This is a genomic window from Hyphobacterium lacteum, from assembly GCF_036330345.1.
Taxonomy (GTDB): domain Bacteria; phylum Pseudomonadota; class Alphaproteobacteria; order Caulobacterales; family Maricaulaceae; genus Hyphobacterium; species Hyphobacterium lacteum.
Genome location: NZ_JAZDRP010000006.1, coordinates 36,127 through 56,752, shown reverse-complemented (window position 1 = coordinate 56,752; position 20,626 = coordinate 36,127). Strand labels below are relative to the sequence as shown.

At 63.7% G+C, this 20,626-nt stretch carries 22 protein-coding genes; 5 read left to right on the top strand and 17 right to left on the bottom strand.

Going from position 1 to position 20,626, the window contains the following annotated elements; genetic code table 11:
- Position 1 precedes the first annotated feature (1 nt).
- Positions 2–628, top strand: coding sequence for a bifunctional 4-hydroxy-2-oxoglutarate aldolase/2-dehydro-3-deoxy-phosphogluconate aldolase (gene eda / locus V0U79_RS10630; protein WP_330199489.1), 627 nt, complete (start codon positions 2–4; stop codon positions 626–628).
- On the opposite strand, the gene hisIE is transcribed toward eda, so the two are convergent.
- The 13 genes from hisIE to V0U79_RS10560 all read right to left on the bottom strand — a co-directional run bounded on the left by hisIE (position 625) and on the right by V0U79_RS10560 (position 12,997).
- Entirely contained in the window at positions 625–1,239 is a 615-nt protein-coding gene (gene hisIE, locus V0U79_RS10625) for a bifunctional phosphoribosyl-AMP cyclohydrolase/phosphoribosyl-ATP diphosphatase HisIE (RefSeq protein WP_330199488.1), read from the bottom strand. The two genes, eda and hisIE, sit on opposite strands and share 4 nt — an antisense overlap.
- The gene (hisF, locus tag V0U79_RS10620; RefSeq protein ID WP_330199487.1) at positions 1,236–2,003 is read right to left on the bottom strand and encodes an imidazole glycerol phosphate synthase subunit HisF; all 768 of its coding nucleotides are present in this window, start codon (positions 2,001–2,003) and stop codon (positions 1,236–1,238) included. Before hisF ends, hisIE begins: the two co-directional genes overlap by 4 nt.
- Complete coding sequence (locus tag V0U79_RS10615) at positions 1,985–2,719, bottom strand: 1-(5-phosphoribosyl)-5-[(5-phosphoribosylamino)methylideneamino]imidazole-4-carboxamide isomerase (RefSeq protein WP_330199486.1); 735 nt, start codon at positions 2,717–2,719, stop codon at positions 1,985–1,987. The genes hisF and V0U79_RS10615 overlap by 19 nt, the downstream gene beginning before the upstream one ends.
- Positions 2,716–3,309 (bottom strand): imidazole glycerol phosphate synthase subunit HisH, encoded by a 594-nt coding sequence (gene hisH / locus V0U79_RS10610; protein WP_330199485.1) that lies wholly within the window; start codon positions 3,307–3,309, stop codon positions 2,716–2,718. The genes V0U79_RS10615 and hisH overlap by 4 nt, the downstream gene beginning before the upstream one ends.
- On the bottom strand, positions 3,306–5,183 hold the full coding sequence (gene hisD, locus V0U79_RS10605; RefSeq protein WP_330199484.1) for a histidinol dehydrogenase: 1,878 nt from the start codon (positions 5,181–5,183) through the stop codon (positions 3,306–3,308). Before hisD ends, hisH begins: the two co-directional genes overlap by 4 nt.
- Positions 5,184–5,186: 3 nt before the next feature.
- Positions 5,187–6,071 carry an ATP phosphoribosyltransferase gene (gene hisG, locus V0U79_RS10600; protein WP_330199483.1) on the bottom strand — a complete coding sequence of 295 codons (885 nt, stop codon included), beginning with the start codon at positions 6,069–6,071 and terminating at the stop codon, positions 5,187–5,189.
- On the bottom strand, positions 6,068–6,388 hold the full coding sequence (locus V0U79_RS10595) for a YerC/YecD family TrpR-related protein (RefSeq protein ID WP_330199482.1): 321 nt from the start codon (positions 6,386–6,388) through the stop codon (positions 6,068–6,070). Before V0U79_RS10595 ends, hisG begins: the two co-directional genes overlap by 4 nt.
- Before the next feature lie 96 nt (positions 6,389–6,484).
- Positions 6,485–7,285, bottom strand: a complete 801-nt coding sequence (gene trpA, locus V0U79_RS10590; RefSeq protein ID WP_330199481.1) for a tryptophan synthase subunit alpha — start codon at positions 7,283–7,285, stop codon at positions 6,485–6,487.
- Complete coding sequence (trpB, locus tag V0U79_RS10585) at positions 7,282–8,508, bottom strand: tryptophan synthase subunit beta (protein ID WP_330199480.1); 1,227 nt, start codon at positions 8,506–8,508, stop codon at positions 7,282–7,284. The genes trpA and trpB overlap by 4 nt, the downstream gene beginning before the upstream one ends.
- Positions 8,501–9,124: a phosphoribosylanthranilate isomerase gene (locus V0U79_RS10580; protein ID WP_330199479.1), complete on the bottom strand. Its 624-nt coding sequence runs from the start codon at positions 9,122–9,124 to the stop codon at positions 8,501–8,503. Before V0U79_RS10580 ends, trpB begins: the two co-directional genes overlap by 8 nt.
- On the bottom strand, positions 9,121–9,954 hold the full coding sequence (locus tag V0U79_RS10575; RefSeq protein ID WP_330199478.1) for an indole-3-glycerol phosphate synthase TrpC: 834 nt from the start codon (positions 9,952–9,954) through the stop codon (positions 9,121–9,123). Before V0U79_RS10575 ends, V0U79_RS10580 begins: the two co-directional genes overlap by 4 nt.
- A complete protein-coding gene (gene trpD, locus V0U79_RS13700; RefSeq protein ID WP_373696468.1) occupies positions 9,951–11,570 on the bottom strand; it encodes an anthranilate phosphoribosyltransferase in 1,620 nt (539 codons plus the stop codon). Before trpD ends, V0U79_RS10575 begins: the two co-directional genes overlap by 4 nt.
- Positions 11,571–11,572: 2 nt before the next feature.
- A complete protein-coding gene (locus tag V0U79_RS10560; RefSeq protein WP_330199477.1) occupies positions 11,573–12,997 on the bottom strand; it encodes an anthranilate synthase component I family protein in 1,425 nt (474 codons plus the stop codon).
- Between the two features lie 377 nt (positions 12,998–13,374).
- Here V0U79_RS10560 and V0U79_RS10555 point away from each other — a divergent pair, with 377 nt between their 5' ends.
- Genes V0U79_RS10555 through V0U79_RS10540 form a run of 4 tightly spaced genes read left to right on the top strand, consistent with a single transcriptional unit; the run spans position 13,375 to position 17,319 of the window.
- Complete coding sequence (locus V0U79_RS10555) at positions 13,375–13,758, top strand: response regulator transcription factor (RefSeq protein WP_330199476.1); 384 nt, start codon at positions 13,375–13,377, stop codon at positions 13,756–13,758.
- Complete coding sequence (locus V0U79_RS10550) at positions 13,758–14,846, top strand: YaiO family outer membrane beta-barrel protein (protein WP_330199475.1); 1,089 nt, start codon at positions 13,758–13,760, stop codon at positions 14,844–14,846. Before V0U79_RS10555 ends, V0U79_RS10550 begins: the two co-directional genes overlap by 1 nt.
- The gene (locus V0U79_RS10545; protein ID WP_330199474.1) at positions 14,846–15,907 is read left to right on the top strand and encodes a HEAT repeat domain-containing protein; all 1,062 of its coding nucleotides are present in this window, start codon (positions 14,846–14,848) and stop codon (positions 15,905–15,907) included. The genes V0U79_RS10550 and V0U79_RS10545 overlap by 1 nt, the downstream gene beginning before the upstream one ends.
- A complete protein-coding gene (locus V0U79_RS10540; RefSeq protein WP_330199473.1) occupies positions 15,904–17,319 on the top strand; it encodes a glycosyltransferase family 2 protein in 1,416 nt (471 codons plus the stop codon). The genes V0U79_RS10545 and V0U79_RS10540 overlap by 4 nt, the downstream gene beginning before the upstream one ends.
- A 3-nt stretch (positions 17,320–17,322) precedes the next feature.
- Here the strand turns inward: V0U79_RS10540 and V0U79_RS10535 are convergent, their stop codons facing one another.
- The 4 genes from V0U79_RS10535 to V0U79_RS10520 form a co-directional block, all read right to left on the bottom strand.
- Positions 17,323–17,601, bottom strand: coding sequence for an Hpt domain-containing protein (locus tag V0U79_RS10535; protein WP_330199472.1), 279 nt, complete (start codon positions 17,599–17,601; stop codon positions 17,323–17,325).
- Positions 17,598–17,984 carry a response regulator gene (locus V0U79_RS10530; protein ID WP_330199471.1) on the bottom strand — a complete coding sequence of 129 codons (387 nt, stop codon included), beginning with the start codon at positions 17,982–17,984 and terminating at the stop codon, positions 17,598–17,600. Before V0U79_RS10530 ends, V0U79_RS10535 begins: the two co-directional genes overlap by 4 nt.
- Positions 17,981–20,020: an ATP-binding response regulator gene (locus V0U79_RS10525; protein WP_330199470.1), complete on the bottom strand. Its 2,040-nt coding sequence runs from the start codon at positions 20,018–20,020 to the stop codon at positions 17,981–17,983. The genes V0U79_RS10530 and V0U79_RS10525 overlap by 4 nt, the downstream gene beginning before the upstream one ends.
- Positions 20,021–20,113: 93 nt before the next feature.
- Positions 20,114–20,587 (bottom strand): MAPEG family protein, encoded by a 474-nt coding sequence (locus tag V0U79_RS10520; protein ID WP_330199469.1) that lies wholly within the window; start codon positions 20,585–20,587, stop codon positions 20,114–20,116.
- Positions 20,588–20,626 lie beyond the last annotated feature (39 nt).

Genomic DNA, 20,626 nt, shown 5'->3' with positions numbered 1-20,626 from the left:
AATGACTGTCGAACAACTCATGAGCGCCGCCAGCGTCATACCGGTTCTGACCGTCGGTGACCGGGCCGATTCAGCCCCCCTGGCCAAAGCGTTGGCTGCGGGCGGTTTGCGGGTTATCGAGATGACGATGCGCACGGCTGATGCGCTGACGATCATGGCAGAGATGAAGCAGGCTTCGCCCGAGCTGATTGTCGGCATGGGGACTCTGCGCACAGCCGATGATGTCGGTGCCGCGGTCAGGGCCGGGGCCGATTTTCTGGTCTCGCCGGGTCTGACTCCGGAACTGGTGCCGGCGCTTCTGGATGCCGGGATCCCATGTTTGCCCGGCGTGGCAACAGCCAGCGAGGCCATGGCGGCGGCGGCACTCGGTTTTTCCGGTCTGAAATTCTTTCCGGCCGAACCAGCCGGTGGGATCGACTACCTGAAAGCCTTGCACGGGCCGCTGCCGGATATCCACTTTTGCCCGACCGGCGGGATTTCGGCTGAGAAGGCGCGCGATTATCTGGCCCTGCCCAATGTTGGTTGTGTCGGCGGATCCTGGATTGCGCCGGGCAAGCTTGTCTCGGCCGGTGCGTGGGACGATATCACCGCCAATGCCCGCTTGGCCGAGAGCCTGAAATCGGGCTAGCGCGTCTCCACGGATGTCCGCCGGCGTTCCGCCAGTTCGGTCAGCACGTCATCGAAGGTCAGGCCCCGGGCCTTCAGGCCCATGACCAGGTGAAAGACGAGGTCGGCGGCTTCGCTGCAGACGGCTTCATTGTCCTCGCCGGTCAGGGCCAGTGCCACTTCCACACCCTCTTCCCCGATCTTCTGGGCGATTTTCCTTGTGCCGGCCGCTTTCAGCCGCGCGACATAGCTGGTTCCGGCGTCTTCCCGCGTGTCGTACAGCGCTTCGAGCGTGCGTATGATGCCCGGGTCATTATTGCCGAAACAGGTCGGGGAGCCGGTGTGACAGACCGGGCCTTCGGGCCGGGCCTCAACCCGCAGGCAGTCCCGGTCGCAATCGGCGGTCATCGAGACCAGGTGCAGGACATTCCCGCTGGTCTCGCCTTTCACCCAGAGGCTTTGCCGGGAGCGGCTGAAGAAGGTGACACGGCCGGTTTCAAGTGTCTGTTCTGCGGCCTCGCGATTCATGTAGCCGAGCATCAGCACGCTCCGGCTTTGAGCGTCCTGGATAATGGCCGGCACAAGGCCGCTGCCCTTGGAAAAGTCCAGCTGGTCGATCTCGTCTCTTGTCATGTCCGTATCTCCACGCCTTTTTCGGCCAGGAAGGCTTTCAATTCGGGGATTTGCAGGATGTTCCTGTGAAACACGCTGGCCGCGAGCGCGCCATCGACGCGGGCGTCACGGAAGACGGTCAGGAAATCGTCCGCCTTGCCGGCCCCGCCCGAGGCGATCAGCGGCACCGGACAGATCTCTCGCGCCGCCTTCAGCTGCCCGCAATCATAGCCCTGGCGGACCCCGTCCTCATCCATGCAATTGAGGACGATCTCGCCCGCGCCCCGCGCGCAGACCTCGCCGATCCAGTCCAGCGTCTGGCGGCCTGCCTGCCGGGTCTTCGAGGGATCGCCGGTGTGCGAAAAGACCTCCCAGCCCTCTTGCCTGCGCCGGCTATCGATCCCGACCACCACACACTGACTGCCGAACTCGGCTGCGAGCCGGTCGACCAGTTCGGGGTTTTCCAGAGCCGGCGTGTTGATCGAGATCTTGTCCGCGCCAGCAAACAGGCGGGCTCTGGCATCGTCGACGGACCGGATGCCGCCAGCGACGCAGAACGGAATATCAATGACGCTTGCCACGGCGCTGATCCATTCAGGTTCGACCGTTCGCCCTGCCGGGCTGGCCGAGATGTCATAGAAGACAAGCTCGTCCGCGCCCTGCGCCGCATAGCTTCCGGCCAGTTCGACAATATCGCCGACATCCTCGTGATCGCGGAAGCGCACGCCTTTCACGACGCGGCCATCGCGGACGTCGAGGCAGGGGATTATGCGTCTTGCAAGCATGCCAAGGCCTCGGTCAGTGAAAACCTGTTCTCGTAAAGGGCGCGTCCGGTGATCGCGCCAGCTATCCCGGTAGCCTTCAGGGCGGCCAGATCGGAAAGCTGGCTGACACCGCCGGAGGCCTGCCAGTCAATGTCCGGAAAGCCGGCTTTCAATTGCGCATAGAGCGCCGTGTTGGGACCCGATAGCAGTCCGTCACGGCCGACATCGGTGACCAGCGCATGACGTAGACCCGCCGGTACCAGGACGGACAGAACGTCCTCGAGGCCCTTGCCGGAGCTTTTGGTCCAGCCGTCCGTGACGAGGTCCGGCTTGCCGTCAATCAGACGCAGATCCAGTGCTGCGACAAGGCGGTCCGGCCCGAATTCTGCCAGCCAGCGGGCGACAAGTTCCGGCTGCTCGATGGCCCGGCTGCCGATAATGGCGCGTTCCACACCCGCATCCAGCAAACGGGAAATGTCCTCACCGGTGCGGATGCCGCCACCGGCCTGAATGCGCAGGCCAGAGAGGGAAAGTTGACCGATCAGGCCTGATTGGCGCGGCGTGCCATCGCGGGCACCGGAGAGGTCGACGACATGGAGCCAGCTTGCGCCGCCACCGGCAAAGGTGGTGGCCATGGCGGCGGGGTCCATGCTGTAGGTTTTCGCGGTCGCAAAATCTCCCCTCGAGAGACGCACCACATCGCCGTCCAGCAAATCAATGGCGGGATAGAGAATCATGAGGCCAGCTCACAGAAATTGCGCAGGACTTGCTGTCCGGCTTTCGCCGAGCGTTCGGGGTGAAACTGGCAGCCCATGAAATTGCCCTGGCGGACGATGGCGCTGATGGTCTCGCCATAGCTGACAGTCGCGAGTGTGGCCTCGCATTCCGGCACGTAATAGCCATTGGCAAAATACATGTAATCGCCGCCGGAAAGGCGCTCGAGCAGCGGATCTGGACGGGTGATCTGCAAGGCATTCCAGCCCATGTGTGGCCAGGACAGGCCGCTTTCCGGCAAGCGGCGAACCTCGCCCCTGATGACACCGAGTGTTTCGACATCGCCCTCCGCGCTGCGCTCGAACAGGAGCTGCATGCCGAGGCAGATACCGAAAACGGGACGGGTTTCGGATTGAAGCCGGGATCGCCAGCCGCTGGCTTCCAGGACTTTCATCGCCGGTGCGGCTGATCCGACGCCGGGCAGAACCAGCGCATCTGCGCCGTCTGCATCCTCCGGTGTTTTAGCATCACAGCAGTCCGCGCCGATCCGCTTCAGCGCGGTTTCGACCGAGAAGCGGTTGGCGCTGCCGGTATTGATGATGGCCAGCCTCATAGCACGCCCTTTGTCGAGGCAATGGAATCATCCTCGATGCGGATAGCCTGACGCAGGGCCCGGCCCAGCGCCTTGAAGCAGGCCTCGATCATGTGGTGGGCATTCTCGCCCTCGACCTTGACCTGGATGGCCGCCTTCAGCTGTTCGGACAGGGAACGGAAGACATGTTCGGTCATGGCGACGGGAAACTCGCCGACGCTGTCACCGGGGATGGCGCCCTCAAAGACCGCAAAAGGCCGTCCGGAAAGATCGATCCAGACACCCGCCCGGGCCTCGTCCATGGGCAGTTCGAAGCCAAAGCGCGCAATGCCCTTGCGATCGCCAAGTGCTCTGGAGAGGGCCTCACCCAGCGCCAGTGCGACGTCCTCGATCGTGTGGTGGGGATCAATATCGAGATCGCCTCGGCACATCACATTAAGAGCAAACCCGCCATGACGCGCCACCTGTTCCAGCATGTGGTCATAAAACCCGACGCCGGTGGAAATTGCGCAAGGGCCGCTGCGGTCGAGATCGACCTCGATCGTGATATCGGTTTCCTTTGTGACGCGGCGGACAATGGCGCTGCGGCGCGCCGGGCCGGTGGATGACAGGCCCTCTTTTTCCAGTGCTGCCAGCCGGATTTTCAGCGAGGCGGCGTGGGCCTCCAGTCCTTCCATTTCCGCCAGCCGCATGAAAGTGGAAGCCGATCGCGCCAGGCCCGGCGCCGTCGCTTCGATCAGCGTGGTCGTGCGTTGGAAGGATTCCACTGTCACACCGGACCAGGCCCGGCCGGCTCCGCCGGTCGGCAGGATGTGGTTGGGCCCGGCGGCGTAATCACCCAGTGTTTCGGGTGTCCAGGGTCCGATGAAAATCCCTCCGGCGGTCCTGACCTGAACGGCGATGTCACGCGGAAGGCGGGTCTGGATGATCAGGTGTTCCGGCGCCAGGCGATTGGCGACACCAATGGCCTCGTCCCTGTCGGCGCAGCTGATCCCCAGCGCCTGGCTCATGGCTTCAGCGGCAATCTGACGGCGTGGCAGGTTCGCCAGCTGGCGGCTGAGTTCCGCTTCGCAGGCGGTTTGATCGAACCCGTCGAGGGCCAGCAGGGTGATCCGCGCCAGCGGGTCGTGTTCTGCTTGCGCCAGAAGGTCAGCGGCCACGAAAGCGGGATCAGCGGTGTCGTCCGCGATCACCATGACCTCGCTGGGGCCGGCCGGCAGATCAATCGCCGGTCCGCCGGGCCATTGCGCGACGCATTGCTTGGCTGCCGCCACCCAGGCATTGCCGGGTCCGAAGATCTTGTCCGCCCGCGGCAAGCCCGCCACACCGCAGGCCATGGCGCCAACCGCCTGGGCACCGCCGAGAAGATAGACCTCATGGACACCGAGCAAGTCGAGCGTGGCCGCGAGAACCGCGTTGAGCTGTCCGTTTTCGTCCGGAGGCGTAACGACATAGGCGCGCCCTACACCTGCCAACCGGGCGGGAATGGCCATCATCACCAGCGAGGAAATCAGCGGTGCGGATCCGCCCGGAACATAAAGCCCGGCGCAGGACAATGCGTCGGCGCGCCGCTCGCACATAATGCCCGGCCAGGTTTCCTTCTGATAACCGCGATAGCCCTGTTCGGCATGGAAGGTTGCGACCGACCGGATCATCGCCATGATCGCCTGCCGGTCGGCTTCCTCCAGCGCCCCTGCCGCGCCGGAAATAATGGACTTTTCGACCGCAAACCCGTCGGCCTCATAACCGTCAAAGCGCCGCGCATAGTCCTGTACGGCCGAGGACCCTTCCTGCCGTATCCTGCCGACAATCGCCGCAGCTTCCGCCTCGATTGCAGACAGATTGTCTGCAGCGGCGCCGACGGCGGCGCTTTTTGATGCCTCTATCCAGCGCATGGTTCAGGCCATCATCTTTTCGATTGGAAGAACCAGAATAGCCCGCGCACCAGCCTGTTTCAGCCGTTCCAGCGTTTCCCAGAAGACCCGCTCACGGCAAACGGCCTGAACGGCGACAACATCATCCCGTCCCGCAATCCGGGCGACGGTGGGGGCATCTGACCCGGGCAGCAGGGCCTGGATGTCTGCCAACCGGTCGGTGGGCGCATTCAGCATGATGTATTTTGTCTGGGCGGATGCGAGGACACCGCGCAAGCGGTCCATCAGGGTTTCGGCAATCCGGTCTGTGGCCGACGTACGCCCGGACTTTGGCCGGATCAACACGGCCTGGCTTTCCAGCAGGGTGGCAATGCTGGCCAGATTGTTGGCTTTCAGGGTCGCTCCGGAGGAGACCAGGTCGCAAATGGCATCGGCGATGCCGAGACGCGGGGCGACTTCGACCGAGCCATTCATGCTGATGATTTCGACGTCGATGCCGGCGTCTTTGAATGCGGCCCGGGTCAGGGCGGGGTAGCTGGTGGCAATCCGCTGGCCGTCGAGGTCGGTCAGCGATGACCAGCCCCTGGCGACGGGAGTTGCGACGTCAAGCCGGCAAGAGGCGAATTCCAGCGGCAAGACGATTTCAAGCTCGCTGAAACGCGGATCGCCCGCCTGCAATTCGGCCAGCACGTTTTCGCCGACAATACCGTAATCGGCGGCGCCACCCAGGACCAGGCCGGGAATGTCATCATCCCGGACCAGCATCAGGTCGAGATCGAAATTCGCCGCAGGGCGCCAGAGCGCATCCCTGCTATTGTTGAACCGGACGCCGGCCTTGCCCAGCAATTCAAGACTGCCATCCGCCAGCCGGCCTTTCGACTGGATGGCCAGGCGCATACGCTCACTCATGACTGTTTTCCTGTTCTTGCCAGACGGTCGAGGATCAGGCGGTAGCCCTCATTGTCTTCCTGCATCAGGAACCGGGCGACCCGGGTGACGGTGGCCGTCGAGGCACCGGTTTCCTCGGCGATCTGCCGGTAGGTCTTGCCGCCGGCATCCAGCAGGCGCGCGACCCGCCAGCGCTCGGTGAAGGCCTTCATTTCCCCGGGCGTGCACAAATCCCCCATGAAGCGCGCGGCTTCATCCTTGGTGCGGATCTCGACGATCGCGCTGAGCAGTTCGTCTCTGGCGATCGATTCCGTGGACCTTGTTGTTGTCGGCGGCATGGGTGTCTCCTTCAGACCGCCGGATATACCGTTTTAACACGCTAAAACAACCAGCCAATGCCAGATCCGCTGCAATTGGGCTACATCCTTATGGAATCAAGCCGGAATTTTGCTGTTGCGCGGCCGCAGATCGCGCAGGAAACCGGCGGCATCCCGTCCGTCTCCGATGGCCTCGATCAGCGCCGATCCGACAATGACACCGTCGGCATGCCGGGAAAGTGCCGCGACATCGTCCGCCGAACGAAGGCCGAACCCGGTACAGACCGGCAGCCGGGTGACGGCGCGTATCCGGTCAAGCCCCTGGCCGATCTGTGCCAGCGATGCCCCGGCATTGCCGCCCGTGACACCGGTGGAGGTGACGGCATAGACGAATCCGTCGCTCTGTTCGCAGACCGGCGCCAGCCGGCTGTCAGGCGTTACCGGCGTGACCAGCTGGATCAGGGCAATGTCACGGGCGGCGAGCGCTTCCTGCAAGGGCGCGCATTCCTCGAGTGGCAGGTCGGGAATGATGACGCCATCGATATGACTGGCCGCAGCACGCTCGGCAAAGCTGGCAAAGCCCATGGCAAGGATCGGATTGAGATAGCTCATGATGACCAGCGGTGCGTCCCAGTCGCGGGCGGCCGTCTGCTGCAGGATCCAGCTCAGCGAGACGCCGCCGGCCAGCGCTGTGCGGCTGGAATTCTGGATGGTCGGCCCATCCGCCACCGGGTCGCTGAAGGGCACGCCGATCTCGACAATGTCGGCCTCCTGCGTGATTGCCGCAAGGTTCGCAATAAAGCGCTCTCGGTCCGGATAACCACCGGTCAGAAAGGCGATCAGCGCGGCATGGCCCTGTTCATTGGCCGCGCGGATGGCGGTGGCAAGGCGGTGTCCGCCAGAAGTCTTCGTGATCATGATTTTTCCGCCAGTTTGAGAAGCGTGGGAAGGTCCTTGTCGCCGCGGCCCGACAGGCCGACGAGCAATGTGCTGCCGGGGTGTGCCTGTGCATATCGCCGGGCACCGGCCAGGGCATGCGAACTCTCGATCGCGGGCAGGATACCTTCCAGTGCACAGCATTCATTCAGCGCGTCGAGCGCTTCTTCATCGCGCACGGTTTCATACCGCGCCCGGCCGCTCAGCTGCAGCAGGGCGTGTTCCGGTCCGACGCCTGGATAGTCCAGCCCAGCGGCAATGGAGTGGGTGTCCGCGACCTGGCCGTTCTCGTCCTGTATGAGCATGGAAAAGGCTCCGTGCAGGACGCCGGGCGTTCCCTTGCTCAGCGGTGCCGAGTTTTCGGTCTCGCTGCGTCCGCCCGCCTCGATCCCCAGCAGGGCCGTCTCTGCATCCCTGATGAAGGGGTGGAACAGACCGATCGCATTGGATCCACCACCCACGCAGGCGATCACCGCATCAGGCAGCCGGCCTTCGGTCTCCAGGATCTGCTGGCGGGCCTCCTTGCCGATCACCGACTGGAAATGCCGGACGATGTAGGGGAAGGGATGCGGTCCGACGGCCGAACCAATCACATAATGCGTTTCCATCGGATCCGCCGCCCAGGCCCGCATGGCTTCGTTCACGGCGGCCCGCAGTGTCTTGTCGCCGCTGGTGACGGGGATCAGCTCGGCTCCGAGCCGCCGGATGCGATCGACATTCGGCGCCTGCCGTTCCACGTCGACGGCTCCCATATAGACGGTGCAGGGCAAGCCGGCCCGCGCGCAGGCGGCGGCGGTTGCCACGCCATGCTGGCCGGCACCGGTCTCGGCGATGATCCGCCGGATCCCCATGCGTTGGGCCAGCTTCACCTGGCCCACGGCATTGTTGATCTTGTGGGCGCCGGTATGGGTCAGGTCCTCGCGCTTCAGCCAGACATCCGCTCCCCAGGCTTCGCCGAGGCGTCTTGCATGCGTCAGAGCGGTGGGCCGGCCGGCCCAGCTGTCCAGTTCTTCCTTCACTTCGGCGACAAAATCCGGCGCCTGCCGGAGCGCGTTGAAACCCTCCTCCAGCCGGGCAATGGCCGGTGTCAGGGTTTCCGGCACATATCGCCCGCCGAAGGGCCCATAACGGCCCTTTGCATCGGGGAAGGCGCCGGCCATCAGGGCGTCGCGAAGCGGCTCGGGCTTGAAACTCAGATCATTCATTGACGGTCTCTCTTGCGTTCAGCGCGGCATGAGCCTGCCGGGCTGCGGATATGAATTGATGGATTTTCCCGGGATCCTTGCGCCCGGGTGATGTCTCGACGCCGCTGCTGACATCGACCCCGAAGGGCCGGACGGACCGGACGGCATCGCTGACATTCTGCGGTGTGAGCCCACCCGCCAGCACGAGGTTTGCCGAGCGCGCCAGCTTTCGGGCGGCGGACCAGTCGGCCAGCTGGCCGATACCGCTCTCCGCGCCTTCATACAGGCAGCGGCCGTCCGGAATATTGATGCCGGCTGGCAGCTGCCCCCGCACGACCGGAAGCCGGCGAGCCCCCTGCAGGCTGGCGGAATCCATATTGACGGGCGCATTGGCCTGGATCCAGTCGGGTTGCAAGTCGGCACAAATGGACCGGATTTTGTCGGGGGATGCCTGCCGCATCACGGCAACGATCTCACAGCGTCCGGCGGTGAATTCCTTCAGCGCGCAGGCCTGTTCCAGGCTCACTTCCCGGGGCGAGCGATCCAGCACAAATCCGATGGCATCCGCCCCCGCCTCGATAGAGGCGTCAATCATCTCCTGATCGGACAGGCCGCAGATCTTGATCCACAGGCTCATGCCGGCACCTCCTGCGTAGCGGCGGTGCGGCCGGCCCTCAACATGGCGGTGATGAGATCGCCCGGTGATGAGGTCCGCATCAGGGACGAGCCGACCAGGGCCAGCCGATAGCCGAGCGCGGCGGCGCTGGCGGCATCTTCCGGTGTCGACAGGCCGCTTTCAGCGACCGGAATGGCTGGCGGCGTGAATTGACCGATGAGCTTCGCGAACCGTCCGGTCTCGATATCAAGTGTCTTGAGGTCGCGTGAATTGATCCCGACGAGGGCCGGTTCGGGCAGCGATGACGCCAGTGCGAGGCTGCGGGCCAGATCCGACTGATCAAAAGCTTCGAGCAGGACAAACAGCCCCATCTCGCTCGCGCATCCGATCATGTCGGCCAATTGTCCCTCCGACAGGAGGCGGGTGATCAGGAGAATGCCCGATGCGCCAGCCGCGCGCGCTTCCAGCACCTGGACGGGGTCGACCAGGAAATCCTTCCGCATGACCGGAACGGCGTGATGGCGCGCCGCAATGGCGGCTGACTGCAGCATTTCAAGCGAGCCATCAAAACGGCTGGGTTCGGTCAGGACCGAAATGATGGTCGCCCCGGCCTTCGCATAGAGGCGGGCGCGTGCCGCCGGATCCGGTTGGACCTGAAGCACCCCCTGGGAGGGTGAACGCGGCTTGATCTCGGCGATGAGATCAAAGCCTTCAAGCGAAAGGGCTGGCGCAATGGGTGGCGCGGTTTCCAGCGCCCGTCGGCGCAGGGCCGGAAGCGCCGCCTCTGCCAGCAGGGCATCGGCCCTCAGGCGGCTGGCCTTGGCCATGCCGGAGAGAAAATCGCCGCTCATGCCGGTGCCCCGACCTGTTCGAGGCGCTCGAGAAGCTTTCCGGCGCGCCCGTCCGCGATGGCGGCGCGTGCGATGGCCATACCCTCGGCGCAATCACCGGCAATACCGGTGACTTCCAGCGCCAGCGCAGCGCCCAGTACCAGAGCATCGGCATGTGGTCCGGCCTCCTGCCCGGTCAGCGCTCGGCGCAGGGCCAGCGCATTGTGGACGCAATCGCCTCCGGCCAGATCTTCCGGCGCACATCGCGGCAGGCCGAGATCAAGGCTGTCGCGCCGCTCATAGACGACCGAGCCGGGCGTCACATCAAAGAGATCATAGGGACCGGCCGGGGTCGCCTCATCCCATCCCGGATGGCCGTGGATGACGAAGGCGCGCTTGATGTCCATGCCCGAGAGCGCACCGGCCATCAATTCGGCCATCTGCTTGCTGAAAGCTCCGACGACCATGTAGGGCGGGCGCGCCGGATTGGTCAGCGGGCCCAGAACGTTGAAGACGGTGGCGGTTCCGAGCGTCTTGCGTACCGGTCCGATCGCCTTCATGGCGGGGTGATATCCCGGCGCGAAGAGGAAGGTGAAACCGGTTTCGGCAAGGCAATCCCGCGCGCGATCAGGTGACAGCGGCATGGGCAGGCCCAGTGTTTCCAGCACGTCGGCGCTCCCGCTGCGGCTGGAAATGGAGCGGTTGCCATGCTTGATCACCGGCACTCCGCAGGCTGCGGTCAGAAGGGCCGCGCCCGTCGACAGATTCAGGCTGCCGGATCCGTCACCGCCGGTACCGACGATATCGACGGCGATCTCATGGCCGGGAATGTCCGGCGAGATGGCGAGCGCGCGCATGGCATTGGCAAAGCCGCGGATCTCCTCGGCGGTTTCGCCTTTCAGACGGAGGGCGGAGAGCACGGCTCCGCCCAGCGCAGCCGGGGTCTGTTCCTCGGCCATGGCCAACAGCGTTTCATGGGCCTCATGTTCGGTCAGGCTGTTGCCGCCCAGCAGCATTTTCAGCGAGGCCTGGATAATTTTCGGCGCACGCAGCCCCATATTCCTGACCTGTCCGATGCCGAGGAAGTTGGCCAGCAGGGCCTTGCCATCGGGTGTCAGCACGCTTTCGGGATGAAACTGCACCCCCTCGATGGGCAGGCTGTTATGGCGCACCCCCATGATTTCGCCCTCCGCTGTCCGCGCCGTCACGGTCAGCACGTCCGGCAGGGTCTCGTCCGTACCGGCGAGCGAATGATAGCGGCCGACGGTCATCGGCTCCGGCATGTCAGTGAAGACACCTTTGCTATCATGGCGGATCGGCGAGGCCTTGCCGTGCATCAGCCGTCGGGCGCGTTCGATGCGGCCGCCAAAGGCTGCAATGATGGCCTGATGCCCGAGGCAGACGCCCAGAACCGGTATCTCGCTGCCCAGCTCCCGGACGATGTCGATCGACAGGCCGGCATTTTCCGGCGTGCCCGGTCCCGGCGAGATGATGATGTGCGTGGGGGCCAACTCGCGAATCTGGTCCAGGGTAAGCGCATCATTGCGATGCACGGCGACATCAGCGCCAAGCTCGCGGCAGGCCTGGACGAGGTTGAAGGTGAAGCTGTCATAATTGTCGATGAGAAGAACGCGCATGATCAAAGACCCGCCTGTGCGAGATTAAGGGCTTGCTTGAGCACCTGGAGCTTGGACTGGATTTCGGCGTACTCGCCTTCCGGGCTGCTATCGGCAACGATTCCGGCGCCCGCCTGGATGGTGTATTTCCAGTCCTTGAAGACGATGGTGCGTATGGCGATGGCCTGGTCCATCCGGCCGTCATGACCGAAATAGCCGACAGCGCCGCCATACCAGCCGCGGTGTTCCGGCTCGAGCGCATCGATCAGTTCCATGGCCCTGATCTTGGGGGCCCCGACCAGCGTGCCGGCCGGAAAGGCGGCGGCAAAAAGATCGAACATGTCATTGGGAGCTTCCAGCCGGCCTTCCACACCGCTGACCAGATGCATGACGTGGCTGTAGCGCTCGATGATCATGTCGGGACCGACTTCAATCGAGCCGGGCTCGGCCACGCGGCCAAGATCATTCCGGGCCAGATCCACCAGCATGGTATGCTCCGCCATTTCCTTGGGGTCGGCGCGGAGCTCTCCTGCCAAAGCGTCATCTTCTGCAGGTGACTGGCCGCGCGGGCGGGTGCCGGCAATCGGCCGGAGTGCGGCACGTCCATTGCGCAATGTCACCAGTGCTTCCGGGGAGGAGCCGACAATCTTTTCCTCTCCGGTGTCGATATAGAACATGTGCGAGGAGGGATTGATCAGCCGCAGGGCCCGATAGACCTCGAACGGGTCGAGGGAGTGTTCGCTCGAATATTTCATCGAGAGGACTAGCTGATAGATGTCGCCGGCTGCGATGTATTCCCTGGCGTGTTCGACTTTCGCGGTGAAGTCCTCGCGTGTCATGCTCCACTCGCCGACCATGCTGGCCCGGCCGGGTCTTGCGCCGGGTTGCGGTCCGTTCAGGGCTGAAACGATCTGTTCCCGCAGGCGGAGGCGTTCCCTGTCATTGCCGGCATGCAGCAGGCTGGCCCGGCGGGTGAGGTGATCAAAGACGAGCAGGGATTGTGGCGCGACATAGCTCAGCTCCGTCGTGCCATCCGGGACCTTGCCGCCGGGCAGGCGTTCGAAATGCCGGACGACATCATAGCCGGTGGCTCCCACAAGGCCGCCGCCAAAGGGCAAATCGCCGATTGCCGGGGTCAGCTGCGGGGCCTCACCCAGCGCCTGACGCAGACGCGCGAGCAGATCTGCCTTGCTGGCGGGACGGGGATGGCAGCTTTCGCCGATATGGAATCCGTCTCCATCGAGACGCACACGCAGGGCAGCCCCCAGGCCGAGGAAGGAATAGCGCCCCGGATTGTCGCCACCGGCCACGCTTTCGAGCAGGAAGACGGGATCGAAGGCCGTGAGTTTCCGCCAGGCAGACACGGGCGTTTCCAGGTCCGCTGCGATGTCGAACGGAGCGTCCAGCCCGCCCGGGCGGTCTGAAATATGCGTCTGAAAATGGTTCAATCCGGCCTCCTGTTTCCGGCTGATCCGTCTTCAGACCGCCGAACAGAAGGCATTAAAAAAGCCCATCTTCAGCGGAGAAGACGGGCCTGCAAAGGTGTTATCTGGTTATACGCGTGCCTACCCATCATCCATGACAGACCAGCGCCACCACGAGTGGGCGCAAGCGTTGCGGATCTGGGCGTTCGATTTCATGCCTTTTTCGATAGAGGCAGCTTCCGGGAATGGCAAGCGGCAAATTTCACACCGAGTGCAAAAACCGGACAGCCATGTGTGCAGACAGCTTTTCCTTTGTATGGAATCCGCAGTCCTGTGCCGGAAATATTTGGAAATCCGGACCGCTTCGTTCTAGCTTTTCCGGCACGGAAACCGGGGTGATCATGGCGGCAGCAACCATTCTCGTGGCAGATGATGACGAACTTCTCGTCGGCCTGCTAGAGCATCGCCTGTCGGCCAAGGGATACAATGTTATTTCAGCATCCGACGGCGTCTCCGCCCTTGAGCGCATCCGGGCCGAAATGCCGGATCTGGTAGTGCTGGACGCCATGATGCCAGCCCTCGATGGCTTCGCCGTACTCAGCCGGATCAAGTCGGACGATGAGATCCGCGATATACCGGTGATCATGCTGACCGCTCTGAGCGGCCAGTCCGACATCGTGACGGCACTCGACAAGGGCGCGGCGGACTATCTCGTCAAACCCTTCCTGCCGGAAGAGCTGCTGCGCCGTATCACCCGCAGCTTGCCGGCGGCGGAGGACACCTGATGGCCAGTGATGTGTTTGCCGCCGTTTTATGGATGCTGGCGAGCCAGGGTGCGGGCGGAGGGGAGGCTTATCAGCAGGCCGTCGAGGCGCGTCTGGCGGGTGATTTTGCTGCCGCCGAAACACAGCTGGTCTCCCTCGTGCAGGCGCATCCGGATCATGCCGATGCCTGGCTGCAGCTCGGATTGGCAAGAAGTGCTCTTGGCGATTTCCAGGGTGCGGATGAGGCGTTTGTCCGCACGCTGGAGTTGGCCCCCGATTATCCCGATGCCTGGCTTGGCCGGGCGCGGATCGCCTATTTCCGGAATGACTATGCCAATGCCCGCCGGCATGCGATGCGCGCCGGGCCATCTGCGGAAGCAGACGCACTAATGGCGCGGATTGAGGCGGCCGAGGTCGCGAGTGACCTTCCGCGCTGGCGGCTGGATCTTTTTGCCGGCCGCGCATCACTGACCAACGGGCTGGAGAACTGGAGCGAGTTTGGCCTGGCGCTGGGACGCCGCCTTGATGCGTCAACGTCGCTCACCCTGCAGATGGACAGTGCCGAGCGGTTCGGTCTTGATGATCAGTATTTTGCCGTGCGGCTGGACCGGGCGCTGGGCGACAGATCCGCCGGATATGTTGCGCTGGGTGGTGCGCCTGATGCGGTGTTCCGGCCCGAGATTGCCTTGCGCGCAGGCGTTTCCGGCCCGCTGGGCGATGGCGGTTGGAGCGGTTCTGCCGATCTGTTCGCCGGCCAGTATCTCAGCGGTGATGTGCAGTCGGTGACGCTGGGAATCTACAGGACATTTGCCAGTGAACGACTGCGGTTGGGCGCGCGGCTTATCGGGTTGAGCGATGAAGCCGGCGAGACGCGCTCGGGCTTTGCCCTGGTGAGTGAATGGCAGGCCGCGGCACCGACGCGGATGAGCTTTTCCTATACGGACGCACCGGAAACCTCCGAAGGGGTTACCCTCGATGTCAGGGCTTTCTCGGCGGCTGTCCGCCATGAACTCGATGACCGGCGCGCCATCAGTCTGACCCTGCTGCACGAAGACCGGCGCGCCTATGACCGCTCGGCATTTGTCGCGGGTGTCAGCTGGCGGTTTTGATGATTGCCGGTCCCCTCGAAACACTCTGGATCGTATCGCTGGGTCTTGCCGCCGCGTCATTGATCGTGATGGCCGGGCTGATCGTTTCCCGCATGCTCGGCAGCTATAATGACCGGCAGCGTGATGCCGTCCGCCAGGCGATCGTCATGGCGCTCTATGACGTCATGGAGGGGCAATCCGCCGACCTTGGCAAGCTGACGAAGCTGATACGCCATACACGGATTGCGGCTCAGGCGGTTCTGGAATTTTCCACCCTGATCCGAGGTGAAGCGCTGGAAGCGGCCGTCCGGGTTCTCGACGAGCTCGGCCTGGCTCGCCATCTGATCCGGCTCAGCCGGTCATCCAATGCGGCGGCCCGGCTGGCGGCCATTGACGCACTTGGTTATGTGGGCGGACCGGAGGCGACGCGGCGGCTGGCGCGGATCGCCAATAGAAGCCGGGATGTGGAAGACCGGATTGCCGCCGTGCGTGCGCTTCAGTTGCGGGGCGATGCGATCGATCTCGATGCGGTGACCGGCGCATTGCGGCTGATCGGCAACCAGTTGCCCGGCGAGTTCGAGGCCGTGCTCGATAATCTGGCGCGGCACTCGCCAGCGGCGGTCGAGCGTATTCTCAAGACACCGGGCCTTCCGGCGATCGCCTATGCGCAGGGGCTCCGCTCGATCGGGGAGTCCGGGAATTATGCGAGCCTGCCTTTAATCATGGAGCTGGCGGGATCAGCCGACACGACCCTCCGTATCGCTGCGCTTATAGCCCTTGGAACGCTGGGGCATCCGGCTGCCGAACCCGCAATCACGGCGGGCCTGGCGGCTGAGTCGGCCGATGTGCGGGCGGTGGCGGCAAGAGCGGCCGGACAGGCAACGATCAATACCGTGCAAGCCCAGCTGACAGGCCTGCTGGACGATCCGGACTGGGATGTACGGATCAATGCCGCGCGGGCGCTGGCAGCCATGGGCGACGAGGGGATGGAGGCGCTCAGGAACAAGGCGAGGACCCAGCCCACGGCACGATCGGGCCGCACCGCCCAGATGCTTCTGGCAGAGCTGGGGGCGTTCTCATGATAGCCGATAGTGGTCTCTGGCATCTTTTGGCGGCCATTCTGGCGCTCAGCGTGATTGCCGTCGGCCTGGCGCAGAATGCGGTTTACATGTTGCAGCTGATCATCGCCGGCTGGTCGCTGAGTGCCGAACCCCCGGTCAGGCGGACGGCTCTGCTGTGGCGGCGATACAGCGAGTTTTCACCACCGATCGCGCTGATCTCGCCTGCCTTCAATGAGGAAATGTCGATCGAGGCGAGCGTCCGGTCCCTGCTGGCGCTCCAATATCCTCTCTTCGAGGTGATTGTGGTCAATGACGGCTCCAGCGATGCCACCCTGGCCCGGCTGATTGATGCGTTCGGGCTCAAGCCGGTGACGCGGGCTCATGACCAGACACTGCAACACCAGCCCATCCGGGGCATTTACGCATCGCCCGACTTTCCCAAGCTGATCGTCATCGACAAGGAAAATGGCGGCAAGGCGGACGCGCTCAATGCCGGTATCAATCTGGCGCGCGCCCCGATCATCTGCTCGATGGACGCCGATTCCATCCTTGAATCCGACGCCCTGCTTCGGGCTGTGCGGCCATTTGTCGAGGATCCGGAGCGGGTTATCGCTGTCGGCGGCACGGTACGGCTGGCCAATGGGTGCCGTGTGGAAGGCGGGCGTGTTACCCGGATCGGCCTGCCGCGCAATCTCCTCGCCCTGTTCCAGACGGTGGAGTATCTGCGGGCTTTCCTGATGGCCCGGCTCGCCTGGAGCGAAATGGGCGCCCTGACCATCATCTCCGGTGCTTTCGGCCTGTTCCGGCGCTCTGTCGTGATTGAAGCCGGGGGGTATTCAACCCGGACAGTCGGCGAGGACATGGAGCTGGTCGTCCGCATGCACAGGTTGATGCGAAAAAAGAAGCGCGCTTATCGTATCGCCTATGTACCCGAGCCGGTGTGCTGGACAGAGGCGCCGGAAAACCTCCGCATTCTCGGGCGTCAGCGAGCGCGGTGGCAACGCGGCTCTCTGGAGACGTTCTTTCATCATGCCGGCATGACGTTCAATCCGCGCTATGGCCGAGTTGGCTGGCTGGGTTTCCCGCATATTTTTCTGGTCGATGTTCTGGGGCCGCTAATCGAGCTGCTCGGCTATGTCCTGCTTCCGGTTCTGTGGGCGCTGGGCCTGCTGTCCATTGAATACCTGCTCGCCTTTCTGGCGGTCAGCTTCATGTTCGGCGTGACAATCAGCGTGTTGTCACTGGTGCTTTCTGAGATCCAGCTGCAGCGGTTTCCGCGCGCCTCGCATCTGACACTTCTGGCCCTGATCGCGGTGTTGGAGAATTTCGGCTACCGGCAGCTCGGCAATTTCTGGCGCATCCGCGGCTGGTTCCAGTTTGCGACCGGGCAGAAAAGCTGGGGCCAGATGACCCGCAAGGGCTTTTCTTCCTAGGTGTCAGGTAAGGCCGCGCAGAAGCGCCAGCAGGCCTGCACGTTCCGCCGCCGCTATCTGCCCGCCATCCATCAACCGGTTCTCCAGGCCTTTCGCCATGGCTGATACCTCCGGATAGCCGAAGGTCGCGCCCGCACCGGCCAGACGGTGCAACAGCATTTCCGCGGTCTCGAGATCGCCGCCTTCCACCAGGCAGGCTTCCAGCTGGTCTGCATCCGACCGGCACCGGGCGCGGAATTGTTCGCGCAGGCCCTCATAGCGCTGGTTGTAATACTCGTTCATTCCGATCCCTGATCCAGAATGGCCATGACCTGGTCGGCCAGGGTCATGACGTCGAAGGGCTTCGCCAGAATGCCGGCTGCTCCGGCCTTGCGCAGCCGCTCATGTTCCTCCTCGCGGACATGGGCGGTGAAGAAGATCACCGGCACATTCCGGGTGGCATCAAGCTCTGCCAACCGGGCGGCGGTCTCGACGCCATCCATTCCGGGCATCATCACATCCAGCAGGATGGCGTCGACTGTCAGGCCGCCATTTTCAAAGGCTTCAACGGCCTCCTTGCCCGAGGCAAAACAGGCAAGACTGATGCGGCCATCGAGATCGAAGGTCATCGCCACCAGTTCGCGCAGGTCGGGCTCGTCATCGATATAGGCGAGGGACAGGCTCATGTTTCGGCCATTTCGGGGTTCAGGAATTGGTGGGTGAGTGTCACCAGACCGGTAACGGGCGTACGGGATTTCACCAGATGGGCATCGAAGGGAATGTCGGGCAGGGCTTCCCGGTCCAGGCTGGTGAAGGCAATCAGCGGCAAACTTCCGTTATTGTCCATGATCCGCTCCAGCTCGCTCCGGACCAGTTTGGCACGCAGGGACGGGTCGACAATGACCAGGTCCGGCGCGAACTCTTCGGCCGCCTCCGACAGTTCGGCCAGCGAACTGACGGAGAGCAATTGCGCGGACGTGCCGAAGGCGTCGGCGACCACGCGCAGCGTATCGCGGTCCGGATCAAAGTGGAGAATCCGCGGCTTGTTGCTCGCCTTTTCCGGCGCGGCCTGGGTGATGCGGGTCGAGGGCAGGCGGACTGCGAACATGGCGCCGCCGCCTTCCGCCGGAAGGTAGCGGACCTCGCCATCCAGCTGTTCGGCGATCTCGCGTGAGATCGCGAGGCCCAGGCCAGTCGAGCCCTGCCCCTTGATCCGCGCATCGTCGGCCTGGGAGAATTTCTCGAACAGGTGCGGCCGGAATTCGGCCGGAACCCCGGGGCCTTCATCGCTCACCGCGAGCTCGCCCATCGTGCCAATGCGCCGGACCAGCAGTGTCACGCAGCCCTTGTCGGGCGAGAACTTGATGGCATTGGAAATGAAGTTTGTCGCGATCTGCATGAGCCGGTCCTTGTCGGCCCGGACCATGACGTCACTGCCCGCTTCCAGCTTCAGGGAGACGTTTCGCGAGGCACCGAGGGAGGTGTTGGCCTCGATCGCCTCCCGCGCCAGTTCGCGCAGGGAGACATCCTCCAGGTCCATGGCCGCGCGGCCCGATTCCAGCTTCTCGATATCGAGGATGTCATTGATCAGGTTGATCAGCCGCCGGGAATTCGACTGCGCGATCTGGAGCAGGCGCTTGGTCTGGTCGGAGCTCTTTTCCTTCTCGGTTTGCACGCGGAGCAGGTCGAGCGAGCCGGCGATGGCGGTCAGTGGTGTCCTCAATTCATGGCTGACCGTCGAGACGAAGGCGTTCTTGGCTTCCTCCAGCATTTTACGCCGCGTGATGTCGCGCAGCGTGGCGATATAGTGCAGCTGGCCGCCGATATAATAGACGCCCAGCGTCAGCCCGGCCCGGAAAGTGGTGCCATTTCGCCGGTTGGCTTCGGTTTCATAGACCGCCTCGTCCCGTGCCCGCAGCCGCGCCGCCATGTCGCGGAATGAGGGGCCGGAGAACGCGTCCAGCTTGACGATCTCATTGAGGGGCTTGCCCTTGTAAACTTTGGGTCCGGCGCCCAGCATGGTCTTGGCCGAGCGGTTCATGTCGAGGATGCGCCCATCAATATCCAGCGACAGCATGCCATCGCCGGAGCCATTAAACATGGCGGTCAGGCGCTGGGTCTGCTCCTCGGCCTGCTCAAGCATCTGCTTGTGCGATCTCAGCGCCCGCCGCAGTGCAAGAATGGCCAGGCCAAGCGCCAGCGCCATGAAGATGACCAGGCTGCCGGCAATGAAGCGCCAGCGGGCCATGGCATTGCGTTCTTCGGACTGCCGGGGATCAGACAGCGCGGTGAGAACGCTGGAAATCCGCAAGGCCTCGGTCTGGAAGGCGATGTGAGGTGTCTTGTCTTCATTGCCGGCCAGCGCCTCTTCGATCCGGGTTTCCGCCAGAGCGATCAGCGGAGCGATCTGGTCTGCGGGCTGTCCGGATTGCTGCCAGAGCGCTTCAATGTCGGCGATTTCCTGCCGGGTGCCGGCAATGGATTCGGCCGCGCCGGGCCCCTCCGCGATTACTTCTTCCAGCAATTGAAGATCGCCATTCAGTTCTGACAGGGCCGTGCGGAGCCGTTCGATCGAACGCACTTCATCCAGCAGGATGCGTTGCTGGCGAAGGTCGGCATAGAGCAGATAGCTGGCAATGACGGCGGTGATGGCCAGAATGGCGGCGATCAGCCAGACCGTTGCCGTCAGGCTGAGCTGAAAACCAGAACCCTTCTCCCGCATCTGCCCGGCCACCCCACGCGCTTGAACACAGTCCTCACCGTAGAAGCTTGCGGCCGCGCCGTGAAGCCGGGAGTTGCGCGTTCTTCCCGCTGCCTAGATCGCCAGGCCGATCCCGGCCACCAGCACCCAGACCGCCATGACGATCACGATCACCGAGCCGATCGTGTAGAAAGTGGCGCGCACTTCGTGCGGCTGGCCGGTCGCGTAAACCACGGCGTGGATCAGCCGGGCGATGACAAAGCCATACATCAGGATCTGGGCGGCGATCAGCGGCGGGCTGATGGCCACAAACACCAGGCCGATCGCCAGAAAGGCCGGGATGTTTTCCAGATCATTGCGGTGCATGCGCCGCGAGCGGTCGACATAATCGTTCAGCTCCAGCTGTTCGGGCCGGGGATTCCTGTTGATCAGGCCGGGCTGCAAATCCTCCGGACTGGCGAGGCCGGAATCGCTTTTCAGCATGCGGTAAACCGTCATCCAGCCCTGACCCATGATCTTCAGCACCATGAGGGCCGCGGCGATCATATAGGTCACGAAGACCGGGTTCCCGATTGTGAATGTCGACATGGCCAGCCTCCCCTGCTCGCGCGGGCGAGTGTGATCCGG

Bases quoted from the DNA above. Each gene is read 5' to 3' on its own strand.
- eda (WP_330199489.1), top strand. From the start codon at position 2: ATGACTGTCGAACAACTCATGAGCGCCGCCAGCGTCATACCGGTTCTG.
- hisIE (WP_330199488.1), bottom strand. From the start codon at position 1,239: ATGACAAGAGACGAGATCGACCAGCTGGACTTTTCCAAGGGCAGCGGC.
- hisF (WP_330199487.1), bottom strand. From the start codon at position 2,003: ATGCTTGCAAGACGCATAATCCCCTGCCTCGACGTCCGCGATGGCCGC.
- V0U79_RS10615 (WP_330199486.1), bottom strand. From the start codon at position 2,719: ATGATTCTCTATCCCGCCATTGATTTGCTGGACGGCGATGTGGTGCGT.
- hisH (WP_330199485.1), bottom strand. From the start codon at position 3,309: ATGAGGCTGGCCATCATCAATACCGGCAGCGCCAACCGCTTCTCGGTC.
- hisD (WP_330199484.1), bottom strand. From the start codon at position 5,183: ATGCGCTGGATAGAGGCATCAAAAAGCGCCGCCGTCGGCGCCGCTGCA.
- hisG (WP_330199483.1), bottom strand. From the start codon at position 6,071: ATGAGTGAGCGTATGCGCCTGGCCATCCAGTCGAAAGGCCGGCTGGCG.
- V0U79_RS10595 (WP_330199482.1), bottom strand. From the start codon at position 6,388: ATGCCGCCGACAACAACAAGGTCCACGGAATCGATCGCCAGAGACGAA.
- trpA (WP_330199481.1), bottom strand. From the start codon at position 7,285: ATGATCACGAAGACTTCTGGCGGACACCGCCTTGCCACCGCCATCCGC.
- trpB (WP_330199480.1), bottom strand. From the start codon at position 8,508: ATGAATGATCTGAGTTTCAAGCCCGAGCCGCTTCGCGACGCCCTGATG.
- V0U79_RS10580 (WP_330199479.1), bottom strand. From the start codon at position 9,124: ATGAGCCTGTGGATCAAGATCTGCGGCCTGTCCGATCAGGAGATGATT.
- V0U79_RS10575 (WP_330199478.1), bottom strand. From the start codon at position 9,954: ATGAGCGGCGATTTTCTCTCCGGCATGGCCAAGGCCAGCCGCCTGAGG.
- trpD (WP_373696468.1), bottom strand. From the start codon at position 11,570: ATGCGCGTTCTTCTCATCGACAATTATGACAGCTTCACCTTCAACCTC.
- V0U79_RS10555 (WP_330199476.1), top strand. From the start codon at position 13,375: ATGGCGGCAGCAACCATTCTCGTGGCAGATGATGACGAACTTCTCGTC.
- V0U79_RS10550 (WP_330199475.1), top strand. From the start codon at position 13,758: ATGGCCAGTGATGTGTTTGCCGCCGTTTTATGGATGCTGGCGAGCCAG.
- V0U79_RS10545 (WP_330199474.1), top strand. From the start codon at position 14,846: ATGATTGCCGGTCCCCTCGAAACACTCTGGATCGTATCGCTGGGTCTT.
- V0U79_RS10540 (WP_330199473.1), top strand. From the start codon at position 15,904: ATGATAGCCGATAGTGGTCTCTGGCATCTTTTGGCGGCCATTCTGGCG.
- V0U79_RS10535 (WP_330199472.1), bottom strand. From the start codon at position 17,601: ATGAACGAGTATTACAACCAGCGCTATGAGGGCCTGCGCGAACAATTC.
- V0U79_RS10530 (WP_330199471.1), bottom strand. From the start codon at position 17,984: ATGAGCCTGTCCCTCGCCTATATCGATGACGAGCCCGACCTGCGCGAA.
- V0U79_RS10525 (WP_330199470.1), bottom strand. From the start codon at position 20,020: ATGCGGGAGAAGGGTTCTGGTTTTCAGCTCAGCCTGACGGCAACGGTC.
- V0U79_RS10520 (WP_330199469.1), bottom strand. From the start codon at position 20,587: ATGTCGACATTCACAATCGGGAACCCGGTCTTCGTGACCTATATGATC.